Raw genomic sequence first — 13,254 nt, 5'->3', positions numbered from 1 at the left:
GTACAAGCGTGCAGGTGAGGGCGCCGGATAGGCTGTTGGCTCGTCAAATGAGGAGTTCGACATGTCCCAGGTTTCCAGCCAGCCGATCAACCTGATCCACAAGCTGTCCCTGTTCCGCGAGCAGTGGACACCCAAGGTCGTGGCCGAAATGAATGACTACCAGTTCAAGGTGGTGCGCTTGCAGGGCGACTTCGTGTGGCACGCGCATGCCGACACCGACGAGGCGTTCTTCGTGGTGCAAGGCACGCTGCGTATCGATTTTCGCGACAGCAGCGTGGTGCTTGGCAGCGGTGATCTGTACGTGGTGCCCAAGGGCGTGGAGCACAAGCCTTACGCTGAAACCGAGGTCCAGCTGATGCTTGTCGAGCCACGCGGGGTCTTGAACACCGGGGAGCAAGGCGGCGACAGGACGGCCGTCAACGATGTGTGGATCTAGGCCCGGTCAGAACGTCCCACGCAAGGTCAGCATGTAGTTGCGCGGTGCGCCGTACCAGTTGCGGCTGTCGGTGGCGTCCACTGTCTGGTAGTAGGTCTTGTCGAAGAGGTTGTTGGCGTTGACCGTCGCCGTCCAGTGGTCGTCGATACGGTACTCCACCAGGCTGTTCCACACCGCATAGCCCGACTGGGTGAACGAGAACGAGGTCGGGTCGGTGGCCAGGCTGCCGTCACCCAGACGCCGCTGGACGTTGCCGCTCTTGTAGGTCTCGCTCTGCACGACTGCGCCCAGGCCGACCTTCCAGCGCTCCAGTTGCGCCGGCAACTGGTAGGTGGTGAAGAACTTGAACAGGTGCTTGGGCGTTTGCGTGCTGATCGGTTTGCCACTGTTGCCCGGATCGCTGGCTGTGCGTTGGCGGTTGATGTTCAGTGTGTAGCCTGCGGTGGCCTGCCAGCCAGGCGCCAGTTCACCGGAAATCTCGCTGTCGATGCCTTTGCTGATGATCTGGCCGATGGCCGCGTAGCAGCAATTGGCATCGTTACCTGGCGCAGAACCTGCGAACACCCGTACCGCCTCGTTCTCGCGTTTGGTGTAGTACAGCGCGGTGGACAGGTTGAGGCGGCCGTCGAGCAACTCGCCCTTGGTGCCGAACTCGTAGGTCTGGCCCGTGATCGGCTTGAGGCCATTGAAGCCTGCATCAAGGAACGCGGTTTGCGGCAGGTAGATCTCGGCATAACTGGTGTACAGCGACCACTGCTCGGTCAGGTCATAGACCAGCCCGCCGTAGGGGGTGATCACACCGCTGTCCTTGCCGGCGACGATACGGTCGCTGCCGAAACTGGGCACGATGGTGCGGGTCACGTCGCTGTAGTCCGAGTAACGGGCCCCGACAGTCAGTTTCAACGGCTCGGCCAACTGTGCCTTGAGGGTGGCGTAGGCCCCGGATTTACGCATGTTCCAGGTGGGGCTTTCATAGTACAGCGGGGGCTTGGCAGGCTTGGGCAGCGCACCGGCGTCGCCGTCGACCACGCTGAAAGGGAAGGTCTGGTCGCTGTGGTCGGAATAGGAGCGGTCCAGCTCGCTGTAGTCGGCACCGAACAGCACCTCATGCTGCAGGCCGAAGGCCTCGAACCGGCCCTGAACGTTGGTGTCCACCAGGTCCTGGTCGTTGCTGTAGCCCCGGATGAAACGGGCATATTGCGCGCCCGCACCTGTCAGCGGATCAACCGCGCCGGTCACCTGGCCGATGTCTTCAGTGGTGTCGAACCTGGCCTTGGTGTAGCTGGCGTTGATTTTCCAGTCATCGTTGAAGCGATGGTCGAGCTTGATGAAGCCTTCGGTGCGCTTGTAGTCGTTGGACGACCAGTCGGCGGCCAACGAGGTGCGCCGCGACAGACCCAGCGACTTGCCGTCGCTGTAGCGTGGCAGGCCGCCATCCCAATAGCCGTCCATGTCACGCCACTCGTAGGTGCCGCCGAGGGTCAGCAGGGTGTCTGGCGTCAGGTCGGCTTCGAGGGTGCCGAACACGACGTGCTTCTCGCTGTCGGCACCTTTGTAGAAGTAATCCTTGTCCTCGTAGGACATGGCCACACGACCGCGCAACTGGCCATCGAAGCCCAGTGGGCCGGTGACATCGACCTCGGTGCGGTAGCTGTTCCAACTGCCTGCCGACTGGCTGATCTTGAGCTGGTTATGGCCCAGTGCACGCTTGCGCACCAGGTTGATGCTGCCGCCCGGCTCCCCGGTGCCGCCATACAGACCGTCGGAACCCCGCAGCACCTCGACGTGGTCGTAGGCTGTCATGTCCGGCAGGGTCTGGTAGGTTTCGGCGCGCACCGCCGGCGCGCCGCCGTCGGTCTGGATGCTGGTGATCGCAAAACCGCGGGAGAGGATGCTGGTGCTGGCATCGTTGCCGCCGACCAGGGTGATGCCGGTGGTCTGGTCGAGCACCTGGGTCAGGCTGTTCAGGCCCTGGTCTTCCATGCGCTGGCGGGTGATGACCGAGACCGACTGGGGTGTTTCGCGCAGCGTCTTTTCGGTCTTGCCGCCAATGGTGGCGCTGCCGGTGGTGTAGGAACCGGTGCCTTCGGTGATGCTGCCCAACTGCTGGGCGGTCACGCTGGTGGCTTCTACTTCCAGTACCCCGCTTTGCGCCGGCAGGCGCTCCAGCGAATACCCCCCATCGCTGTAGCGCACCGTCAGTGGCGTGCCGCGCAGCACCTGGGCAAACCCTTCGAGCACACTGAGGGTTCCACGTACCCCCGGGCTGCTCAAGCCCGCCACCTGGCGGGACTGGAACGAGATTGGCGCGTCGGCCGCCTGGGCATAGCGGCCCAGCACCTGCTCCAGTGGCCCGGCAGGAATGTCATAGGCCTGTACCTGCTGCTCGGCACAGGCCAGCGCCGGCAGGCCCAGGCACAGGCCGCCCAGGGTCAGGCGCGTTGCCAGCAGCAGGCCGCCGGGCGATGGCAGGGGGGGCTTGCGGGTAGATGAAGCCATGTTTGCGAGTCTCCGTTCAGTGTTGGCCCAGGGGAGGACGACTGAGAATCGAAAACACGCAGCGCATCTGAAAATTATTCCTTGATGCTCCCGGGTGTGAGCGACACCACGGTCACCCAAGGCGTGTAGTGCCTGACCTGGATGGGCAGTGTGCGTGCCAGCAGGCGCAAGGCGCGGTCGCTGTCGTCGGTGGGCAACATCACGGTGACGCGCAGCGCGGCCAGCACCTTGGAGTCGAACAGCACCAGGCCCTTGCGATGACGCGCCAGGCGCTCCAGTACTTCGGGCAACGGTTGGTCGTAGGCCAGCACCTGATGGGCGGCCCAGGCATTTTGCAGCGCGGTGCCATCCACCTGTTGCAGCGTGCCAGGCCCGTTGCCATCGAAACGCAGGCGTTGGCCGGCGTTGACGGTCTGGCTGTGCCCGGCGCTGTCGACCTGGGTGGCGGATTCGAGCATGGTGATGACGGTGGCCTGCGCCTGGCGCTCCACGATAAAACGGGTGCCCAGGGCGCGGATACTGCCTTGTGGGGTATCGACGTAGAACGGACGCTGGGCGTCCTTGGCCACCTCGACCAGCATCTCGCCGCGTAGCAGACGCACCCGCCGTTGCGTGGTATCGAATTGCAGGTCGACGGCGGAACGGGCATCCAGTTCGAGCTGGCTGCCGTCGGGCAGGTGCTCGCTAAGCCATTGCTGTTCCCCGGTGCTGAGGTCTGCCAGCACGAAGCCTTGTTGCCAATACGGATACCCCAACAATGCCGAGGTGCCAACCAGGGTTGCCAGCGCCAGTGTTGCCACGCGGCTTGGGCGGCGACGCTGGCCGGCGCGCCGCAGTGCCTTGCCGGCGGGCAGCGCAGGCAAGGTATGCAGCGGTGCCAGGTGGCCGCGCAGGCGATCGATGGCCTGGGCATGCAAGGGGTCGGCGGCCAGCCAGTCGGCAAAGGCCTGGGTGGTGGTGGCGTCGGGCTGGTGATCCAGGCGCACCAGCCATTCGGCGGCCTGGCGGCGCACCGATGCGGGGCTGGACGGGCTCATGTGCACCCGCCCGCTGCGTCATCGCAGGCTTCGAGGGCATCGACCAGGTCTTGTTGCACCGTGCGTAGCGAAACGCCCAGGCGCTTGGCCACATCGGCCTGGCTCAAGCCTTCCAGGTGCCTGAGCATGAAGGTCTCGCGCACCCGTGGCTTCATCCGTGCGAGTGCCCGGTCGATCGCTTCGAGCACTTGCACGGCGTGGAGGATCTGCTCGGGGGAGGGCGCCTGATCCAGGTAGCTGGCACAGTGTTCAAGCTCCTCGCGGTACGCCTGTTCGAGACGCTGGCGTCGACCGTTGTCGATCAGCAAGCGGCGCGCCACGGTGGCGAGAAATGCACGTGGCTGGTGAGGGGCAACGTAGTTGCCAGTGCTCAGCACACGGATGAAGGTGTCCTGTGCCACGTCCGCTGCAGTGTGCGGGCAGTGCAGGCGTCGACGCAGCCAACCGAGCAACCAGCTGTGCTGGCTGCGGTAAAGGCTGTCGAACGTCTCGGGCGGAGCAGCAGGGGTGGGCTTCATGGGTGTATATGCTAATAAGAATGATTCGATATTAATACGATCTTTCTTGATGTCGCAATGAAGTCACCACGGCTGGTGTACCTGGGGCGGGGTGTGGCGGGGCCGTTTGTGCTGCAGGGCACCCCTGGGTTGCTGGCACACAGTACCCGCTCACGAGATCAGGCAGGCGTCGTCACACCGCCAAGGAACGCCCCCAGCTTCTCCTGAAACTGCGCGGCGTGCCTGTGCCCGAGCAGCTCGGTTTCGCGCACTTCCCATTTCAGCCTGGTCATCTCGCTGTGTACCGCGTACAGCTCGTTTTCAAGCGATGGCAGCCGGTTCACTTTTTCGGTTTTTTCTGCCGCCTGCAGGCTCAGTTCCACAAACCGCCAGGACTTGCCCTGCAGGATATGGGTTTTGCGGTAGGTCACTTTAAGGCCCGGCCTTTCGTCCGCCAGGTTCAGGTTCAGGTAGAACTTGATCTGCTTTCTCAATACGCCTTGCAGGTTGAACGCGTCGATCGGGCTTTCACGCTGGTTCAGGAAGTCTTCGATAAAGGGCAGGTTGTCGCGGTTCTGCTCATTGAACACCACCGGCTGCGTCCACTCCGGCGCCACGGCGTAGGAAATTTCCTCGAACGCCTGGAAATACGCGTACAGCTCGTCCAGCAGTACCTTGTACTCGCTGTCCAGGCGAGCCTGATGCTGTTCGGCGTGCTGCAGCGCCTTGTTCAGCAAGGGCAGGGTCTTGGTCGGGTCATGCTTGTCGCGCAGGGTTCTGAACGCATGGCGCGCCAGGAAATCGGACAGTGCCGCGTGCCCGTTGCCGGCCAGCAGTGCCGCATGCGCCTGCATGTCAACGGCGGCGCCGTCCAGGTCGCCATTGTTCAGCTTGAGCAGTATCGAATTCAGTGTTGCTTGATCCATGCGCAGTGCTCCGGATGATGTTTGAACAGGGAATGGGCCCCATGCCGATCTTGCCAGAGGCAAGTGCAACGCACGATCGTGGTGGCAGGAAAATTTCTCCGGCCGTCGCGCGTGCGCGGCCCGGCACAACCTGAAAAATCCCGACCCCGCAAAAATCATTTCCGAGCTTTCGATTCCGACGCAGTGAAGGCACAATGCGTGTCCTTTTTTTTGGCCGGCCTTGCCGGGGGCCTCGAAATGATCAAAACGCCGTACTACCTGATCGACAAAACCAAGCTGCTGCAGAACATGCAGAAGATCGCCTATGTGCGCGAACAGTCCGGGGCCAAGGCCCTGCTGGCACTCAAGTGCTTCGCCACCTGGTCGGTGTTCGACCTGATGCAGCAGTACATGGACGGCACCACCTCGTCGTCGCTGTACGAGCTCAAGCTCGGTCGCCAGAAGTTCGAAGGCGAAACCCACGCCTACAGCGTGGCCTGGGCCGACGATGAAATCGAAGAGATGGTCGAGAACTGCGACAAGATCATCTTCAACTCCATCGGTCAGCTGGAGCGTTTTGCCGACGCCACCGAAGGCAAGGTCCGCGGCCTGCGCGTCAACCCGCAGGTGAGCAGCTCCGACTATCTGCTGGCCGACCCGGCGCGCCCGTTCAGCCGCCTGGGCGAATGGGACCCGGTGAAGATCGACGCGGTCATGGGCCAGATCTCCGGCTTCATGTTCCACAACAACTGCGAGAACGGCGACTTCGGCCTGTTCGACCAGATGCTCAACACCATCGAAGAGCGCTTCGGCCACCTGCTGCACAAGGTCGAGTGGGTCAGCCTGGGCGGTGGTATCCACTTCACCGGCGAAGACTATGCACTGGACGCGTTCTGCGCGCGCCTGAAGGCGTTCTCGCAGCAGTACGGCGTGCAGGTCTACCTGGAGCCCGGCGAAGCGGCCATCACCCAGAGCGCCTCGCTGGAAGTCACCGTGCTCGACACCCTGTACAACGGCAAGCACCTGGCCGTGGTCGACAGCTCCATCGAAGCGCACATGCTCGACCTGCTGATCTATCGCCTGAACGCCAAGCTGGCGCCCAGCGAGGGTGAACACACCTACATGGTGTGCGGCAAATCCTGCCTGGCCGGGGATATCTTCGGTGAATATCAATTCGATCGTCCGCTGGCCATCGGCGATCGGCTGTCGTTCATCGACGCGGCGGGTTACACCATGGTCAAGAAAAACTGGTTCAACGGTTTGAAGATGCCATCCATCGTAGTGAAACAACTCGACGGTAGTGTCGACGTGGTTCGCGAATTTGGTTTTGACGACTACCTGTCCAGCCTCTCGTAAGCTGGCGCAAAGGAGACTTAAAGAAATTGAAGAAAAAACGTTCTTATCATTGGTGCAGGAGGTGTCGCCAAGGTGGTGGCCCACAAGTGCGCGCAGCACAACGACGAACTCGGTCGTATTGCAATCGCGTCACGCAACATCTCCAAATGCCAGGCCATCATCGACAGCGTCAAGGCCAAGGGTAGCCTCAAGGTACCCGCCGACATCAAGGCCTTTGCACTGAACGCTCTGGATGTCGAGGCGACCAAGGCGCTGATCCGCGAAACCGAATCGCAGATCGTGATCAACGTCGGTTCTGCCTTCCTCAACATGTCGGTGCTGCGTGCCTGCATCGATACCGGCGTGGCCTACCTGGACACCGCCATTCACGAAGAACCGGGCAAGATCTGCGAAACGCCGCCCTGGTATGGCAACTACGAGTGGAATCACCTCGAGGAATGCCAGCAGAAGAACATTACCGCCATCCTTGGCGTGGGCTTCGACCCGGGTGTGGTCAATGCCTATGCAGCGCTGGCGCAACAACAGTATTTCGACCGCATTGATTCGATCGACATTCTCGACGTCAATGCCGGCTCGCATGGCAAGTATTTCGCCACCAATTTCGACCCGGAAATCAACTTCCGTGAGTTCACCGGGCAGGTGTGGAGCTGGCAGAACAGCCAGTGGACCAGCAACACCATGTTCGAGGTCAAGCGTACCGACGACCTGCCGGTGGTGGGTTCGCAGAACCTGTACCTGACCGGCCACGATGAAGTGCATTCGCTGTCCAAGAACCTGGACGTGCCGAACGTGCGCTTCTGGATGAGCTTTGGCGAGCACTACATCAACGTGTTCACCGTGCTGAAGAACCTGGGCCTGCTGTCCGAGCAACCGGTCAAGACAGCCGAGGGCCTGGAAGTGGTGCCGCTCAAGGTGGTCAAGGCCGTGCTGCCGGATCCGTCTTCGCTGGCGCCGGGCTATACCGGCAAGACCTGCATTGGCGACCTGGTCAAGGGCACCAAGGATGGCCAGCCGCGTGAAGTGTTCATCTATAACGTGGCCGATCACGAAGAGGCTTACGCCGAGACCGACAGCCAGGGCATTTCCTACACTGCTGGCGTGCCGCCAGTGGCTGCGGCCTTGCTGGTTGCGCGTGGCGAGTGGGATGTGCAGCGCATGGCCAACGTCGAGGAGCTGCCGGCCGAGCCGTTCCTCAAGGCGCTGGACGTGATGGGCTTGCCGACCCGTATCAAGGACGAGAACGGCGACCGTCCCTGGAACTGAAAGGGTCAGGTTGACTAAAAGGGGGGGGGCGCCATGATGGCGTCCCCTTTTTTGTGCCCGTTTTGTAATCGCATTGCCCCCTTCGCTGGCAAGCCAGCTCCCACAAATACCGCGCTGCCCTCAAGGTATGCGCAGTTCCTGTGGGAGCTGGCTTGCCAGCGAAGAGGCCGGGTCAGCCAGCCGAGAGGTTCTTATCTACGCCAATGCCGGCGTACGCGGTGGAATCATCCGCTTCGACCCGGTAGCTTCGAACGCCGACGCCAACCGCAACAATGCCGAATCATCGTAAGCACGCCCTGCAAAGGTCAGCCCCACCGGCATGCCGATGTCCGCCATCACCCCCATCGGCACCGTCACCGTCGGCACGCCAAGGTGCCGAATCGCCAGGTTGCCGTTGGCCACCCACACCCCATTGCTCCAGGCAATGTCTGCAGATGCCGGGTTCACATCCGCATCCGCCGGGCCCACATCGGCGACCGTCGGGAACAGCACGGCATCCAGCCCCAGCGCGTCCATCCAGTCTTCCAGGTCGATGCGTCGCGTCTGCTCCAGCCCGCGCAAGCCGTCAGGCAAGGTGCTGATCTGATCCCACGGCGTGATGCCGCGCTCGGCCATGCGCACGTACGCGTCCATGCCCGCCGCCAGATCACCCTCACGGTTGGGCAGGGTGCCTGGGTCGTGGGGGAAGATCTGCGGGCCGTCCACATCGACCAGGCGGTTCAGCTGCGGGTCGCCATTGGCGCGCAGGAAGTCATCGAACGCCCAGGCGGTCAGGTCCCACAGTTCATGGTGCAGAAACTCCTTGGACACCAGCCCGCGATTGAACACGGTCGGGGCGCCGGGCCGGTCGCCCTCGCAGTTGGACACCAGTGGGAAATCCACCTCCAGCACCTGGGCACCGGCCGCTTCCAGCGCCTGGCGCGCCGCGTCCCACAGGGCGATCACCGACGGGCGCGTATGGATACGCTGGCCGGTCGGGCCGCCAATGCCCGGCGCGTCCGCGGTACCGGCCTCAGGGTCCTTGTTGATGTACAGGCGCGGGATGCCAAAGCGCTTGCCCGCCAACGCTTCGGGTGTGGCGGCCAACTGCGGGTAGGCGGCCGGGCGCACCGATGCCACGGCCGGAATCGGCACCCACGGCTGCAGGCGCCACAGGTCGCCACGGGTGTCGGGGTCTTCGGCCACCACCACGTCCAGCACCTCGAGCAGGTCGGCCATGGTGCGTGCAAATGGCACCACCACGTCCATGGTCGGCGTCAGCGGCCAGTTGCCACGCACCGAGATCACCCCGCGCGACGGCGTGTAGGCGCACAGGCCATTGTTGGAGGCCGGGCCGCGCCCGCTCGACCAGGTTTCCTCGGCCAGGCCAAAGGCCGCAAAGCTTGCCGCGGTGGCGGTACCGGCGCCGTTGGAGGAGCCGGAGGCAAACGGCGCGGTCAGGTAGGCAGCGTTGTACGGGCTTTCTGCGCGACCATACACCCCGCGCTGCATGCCGCCGTTGGCCATGGGCGGCATATTGGTCTTGCCCAGGCAGATCGCCCCGGCGCCGCGCAGGCGTTCGATGGTGAAGGCGTCGCGGTGCGCCACCAGGTGGGCGAAGGCCGGGCTGCCGGAGGCCGCCGTCAGGCCCTTGACCAGGTAGCTGTCCTTGGCGGTGTAGGGGATGCCGTCCAGCGGGCCAAGGGTCTGGCCCTTGGCGCGGCGATCGTCGCTGGCGCGTGCTTCATTCAGGGCTTCGGGGTTGCGCACCACCACAGCATTCAGCGCAGTGGGGGTGCCTGCGCCGTCGTAGGCATCGATGCGGGCGAGGTAGGCCCGCACCAGTTCGACCGAGGTGGTCTGGCCGGCTTCGAGGGCGGCGCGCAGGTGTGCAATGGAGACTTCGGTGACTTCGATCATGGGGTCAACACCAACGGGTAGGTTTCATGTCGATTCGGGGCCGAATCGACAGTGAACGGTATGATTTCGGCCGTGGCCATGGGCCGGAATCATACCTGTGTTGGCGCTTTATGGGGTCAGAACTGCCCGCTCAGGCTGAGCATGAAGCTGCGCGGCTCACCATAGAGGTTGCCGTAGCCGGTGGACGACACGGTGCTGTAGTAGGTCTTGTCGAACAGGTTGTTGGCGTTCAGGGCCAGCGTCCAGTGTTCGTCCAGGTCGTAGGCGCGCGCGCCGAATAGAGGGCATAGCCGCTCTCGACGAAGGTGTAGTCCAGCGAGTCGCCTGTGGTCGAGCCCATCGGCACCACGGTGCCGGCCTCGCTGTGCTGGCTCTGCGCGATGACACCTGCGCCCAGGCTCAAGGCGTTCAGGCGCTGGAAGCGGTAATCGCTCCACAGCTTGAACAGGTGGCGCGGAGTGTGCGTGCTGAAGCGCGCATCGCCCTGGCGTTTGTTCTCGTTGGCGTTGTAGGTGTAACCCATCGACACCTGCAGGCCCGGCGCGACTTCACCGTTGAGCTCCACTTCAAAGCCCTGGCTCAACTGGTAGCCGTTGCCCACATAGCAGCAGGAGGTGACGGCGCCCCAGTTGCGCGGGTAGTTGGGGTCGGTCTGGCCTTCACCCTTTTTCTCGATGCGGTATAGCGCGAAGCTGCCCAGCAGGCGGCCATCGGCCATTTCGCTCTTGATGCCGATTTCATAGTTGGTGCCGGTCAGCGGCTCCAGCGCCTTGGAGCCCGGTGGCGGGCCTTGCAGCAGGGTAGCCTGGGACTTGTAGATCTCGGCATGGCTGGCATACAGGCTGAGGGTCGGCGTGAGGTCGTAGACAATGCCGTAGTACGGGACGAACTGCGGGTCTTCTTCGACCGACGACAGCTTCTGGCCGGTGGCGCCGACGTATTCGGTGTCTTCCTTGAGGGTGTAGCGGCCGCCGACGATCAACGACAGGTCGTCGACCGGGCGAATGCGCAGCGAGGTGTAGCTGCCGACCTTGCGTACATCGGTTGAAGTGTCCGGGAAGTTCTCCGCGGTGGGGTAGTAGCCGGGCAGGGTAGGCGAGAACACCGAGTCGGCGTAGAGCATGTTCCAGTAGCTGCCGCCCTTGCCCTTCTTGTTGCTGGCGTCCACGCCCACGGTCAGGTCGTGGCGGTGGCCGAACAGCTCGAACGAGCCCTGGGTGTTGAGGTCCAGGGTGGTCTCGGTGGTGCGGTAATCGTGCTGGTTGTTCCACCACACACCGCCGGCGCCGGTCACCGGGTCGATCGGGTTTTCCAGCTCCACCACGTTCTGTGCGTTCTCGTTGATGGTGTGTCGCAGGTTGGCCACGGCCTTCCAGGCATCGTTGAGCTGCTGGTCGAGGCGTACGAAGAAGGTGGTGCTCTCGATGTCGTTCCAGCTCCAGGGCGTGGTCAGGTTGGTGCTGCGCGGCAGGCCCAGGTCGGAGCCGTCAGAGAAGCGCGCCAGAGTGTTGCGCACACCGTTGAGGTCATCGCGCTGATGGCTCAGGCCAAAGAACAGCAGCGACTCGTCGGTGACGTCGAACTCGAACGAGGCGTAGTTGAGGTTGCGCTTCTTGTGGTCGTAATCCACGAACGAGTGCTTGTCTTCCAGCACACCCACGTAGCGACCGCGCAGGCGACCGTCCATGCCCAGTGGGCCGGTCACGTCGAATTCGCCACGGTAGTTGTCCCAACTTCCGGCCGAGGTCATCAGCTTGACCTGGGGCTGTGCCAGCGGGCGCTTGTACATGAAGTTGATCACTCCGCCAGGCTCGCCGGCACCGTACAGGCCATCGGCGCCGCGCAGCAGGCCGACACTGTCGAACTGCGCCAGGTCCTCGTAGCGGCTGCTGTCGAGCAGGGTCGAGGTGGCGCCGCCCTCGTAGCGCACGTTGGTGATCTCGAAACCGCGCGACACATAGGTGTTCTTGGCCCAGGCCTCCTTGCGCGTGACGCCGGTCATTTGGCTCATCACCTGGTCCATGTTGGTCAGTTGCTGATCTTCCAGGCGCTGGCGGGTGATGACGGTGACCGACTGGGGGATCTCGCGCAGTTTCTGCGGGCCCTTGCCGCCCATGCTGGTGGTGCCCGGCACGTAGCTGCCGCTGTTCTCGGTGTTTTCACCAAGCGATTGCGCATCGATGTTGGTGGCCGACAGTTCCAGTCCTTTGGCGGCCTCGATTTCGTCCTGTGCACGTGCCTCACGCGGGAGTGACTCGACGCTTTCGGCCCACAACGGAGTGTGCAGGAAGGCGGTGGCGAAACCGAGGCAAAGGTGGATCGGCAGGGGGCTGAACCGGGAAGCGCGGAGTGCGGGCATACGATGGATCCAACTGGTAATTGTTATCGAATGCGAATTATTAATATTTGCGATTTATTTTCAAGGGAAATTTTACAAAATGTTTTACGTGCCGCCGACTGGTCTTGCGGCGGGCGCGTGACCACACATCACCCGTCCCCTCAAGATCTATCCGTTCTCAAAGCCCGGGCGGCTGCCGCTTAATCACGCAGTCCGTTTTCAGGAGAACTGCAGGATGCGATCGGTCGCCAGCGGCTGGTGCAGGGGGGGCGACTGGCTCAAGGAATGTACTGCATAGGGTGGGGAGAGCGGTTTTCTGGCGGTGGGGGACGTTCGGTAGGCCGCATCTGCGGCCCTGGTGTTGCGTCGTTACTTGCTTGCCGCTTTTGCTTCCATGCCGTCCAGCACCGATTCGATCAGTGCGTTGCTCATTTCCAGTGAGTGCTGGCTTGCCATCAGCAGGCTCTTGAACTGTTCATCGACGCGTTCGCAGGCTTGTGCGGTGGTGTCCTTGGCGCATTGGATCATGATCGACAGGTAGACCAGCGCCTCTTCGATCTTGATGTCTTCGCGCACGGAAAACAGGGGTGGGTGATCGCCGTGGCAGCAGCCGAATGAGGTGTAGACGGGTTTGCGGGGTTGGGGTGGGGATTCAAGGGTTGGGTAAAAAGGAAGGGGGACCAGTATTGCCAGTTATCACTTGTAATGGAGAGGGTGCCGCTACAACTCCATCTCATCAAATTTTCAGCGACACATCCCACAGTGCTTTCGGAAGTTTCTCCATGGATGAGAAGCCTTCTCCATAGTATCATTTTGCCTTCATGGACCACCCGGGACGCTACGTCCCTGCCTAGGAAGGCTTTGTACGATGTCTGCTTCTCCCACCGGATCCGCGCCCAGCGAGCGTGAGATCCAGATTGCGATTGCCCCTCTCGAAACCCTGCTCAGTGAAGACCTCGGCGCCGCAGCCGCCTCTGTCGACCAATGGCTGCGCGAGGCCACCTACGACCTGGTGAGCCTGCAG

General features: G+C 62.7%; 10 protein-coding genes. 3 read left to right on the top strand and 7 right to left on the bottom strand.

Going from position 1 to position 13,254, the window contains the following annotated elements:
- The first annotated feature begins 61 nt into the window (after positions 1 to 61).
- Positions 62 to 436, top strand: coding sequence for a cupin domain-containing protein (locus tag KUO17_RS17280; protein WP_217976746.1), 375 nt, complete (start codon positions 62 to 64; stop codon positions 434 to 436).
- Between the two features lie 6 nt (positions 437 to 442).
- Here the strand turns inward: KUO17_RS17280 and KUO17_RS17275 are convergent, their stop codons facing one another.
- The 4 genes from KUO17_RS17275 to KUO17_RS17260 all read right to left on the bottom strand — a co-directional run bounded on the left by KUO17_RS17275 (position 443) and on the right by KUO17_RS17260 (position 5,395).
- A complete protein-coding gene (locus KUO17_RS17275; RefSeq protein ID WP_217976745.1) occupies positions 443 to 2,935 on the bottom strand; it encodes a TonB-dependent siderophore receptor in 2,493 nt (830 codons plus the stop codon).
- A gap of 74 nt (positions 2,936 to 3,009) precedes the next feature.
- Positions 3,010 to 3,972: a FecR family protein gene (locus KUO17_RS17270; protein WP_217976744.1), complete on the bottom strand. Its 963-nt coding sequence runs from the start codon at positions 3,970 to 3,972 to the stop codon at positions 3,010 to 3,012.
- Positions 3,969 to 4,490 carry a sigma-70 family RNA polymerase sigma factor gene (locus KUO17_RS17265; RefSeq protein WP_217976743.1) on the bottom strand — a complete coding sequence of 174 codons (522 nt, stop codon included), beginning with the start codon at positions 4,488 to 4,490 and terminating at the stop codon, positions 3,969 to 3,971. The genes KUO17_RS17270 and KUO17_RS17265 overlap by 4 nt, the downstream gene beginning before the upstream one ends.
- A gap of 158 nt (positions 4,491 to 4,648) precedes the next feature.
- Positions 4,649 to 5,395 (bottom strand): hypothetical protein, encoded by a 747-nt coding sequence (locus tag KUO17_RS17260; RefSeq protein WP_217976742.1) that lies wholly within the window; start codon positions 5,393 to 5,395, stop codon positions 4,649 to 4,651.
- 237 nt (positions 5,396 to 5,632) lie between these two features.
- Here KUO17_RS17260 and KUO17_RS17255 point away from each other — a divergent pair, with 237 nt between their 5' ends.
- Together KUO17_RS17255 and KUO17_RS17250 are read left to right on the top strand one after the other, a co-directional pair.
- Positions 5,633 to 6,730: a carboxynorspermidine decarboxylase gene (locus tag KUO17_RS17255; protein WP_217976741.1), complete on the top strand. Its 1,098-nt coding sequence runs from the start codon at positions 5,633 to 5,635 to the stop codon at positions 6,728 to 6,730.
- 72 nt (positions 6,731 to 6,802) lie between these two features.
- Positions 6,803 to 7,993 carry a saccharopine dehydrogenase family protein gene (locus KUO17_RS17250; RefSeq protein ID WP_425274870.1) on the top strand — a complete coding sequence of 397 codons (1,191 nt, stop codon included), beginning with the start codon at positions 6,803 to 6,805 and terminating at the stop codon, positions 7,991 to 7,993.
- Between the two features lie 195 nt (positions 7,994 to 8,188).
- Here KUO17_RS17250 and KUO17_RS17245 read toward each other — a convergent pair whose 3' ends face one another.
- From KUO17_RS17245 to KUO17_RS17235, 3 genes are all read right to left on the bottom strand, one after another.
- On the bottom strand, positions 8,189 to 9,892 hold the full coding sequence (locus KUO17_RS17245) for an amidase (protein ID WP_217976740.1): 1,704 nt from the start codon (positions 9,890 to 9,892) through the stop codon (positions 8,189 to 8,191).
- Positions 9,893 to 10,121: 229 nt separating this feature from the next.
- Positions 10,122 to 12,251, bottom strand: a complete 2,130-nt coding sequence (locus KUO17_RS17240) for a TonB-dependent siderophore receptor (protein WP_217976739.1) — start codon at positions 12,249 to 12,251, stop codon at positions 10,122 to 10,124.
- Between the two features lie 348 nt (positions 12,252 to 12,599).
- Positions 12,600 to 12,914: a DUF6124 family protein gene (locus KUO17_RS17235; RefSeq protein WP_255263641.1), complete on the bottom strand. Its 315-nt coding sequence runs from the start codon at positions 12,912 to 12,914 to the stop codon at positions 12,600 to 12,602.
- Positions 12,915 to 13,254: the final 340 nt, after the last annotated feature.

Source organism: Pseudomonas aegrilactucae (assembly GCF_019168305.1).
GTDB lineage: Bacteria > Pseudomonadota > Gammaproteobacteria > Pseudomonadales > Pseudomonadaceae > Aquipseudomonas > Aquipseudomonas aegrilactucae.
Note: the sequence above shows the minus strand (reverse complement) of the source record. Positions and strands in the feature narration are given on the sequence as shown.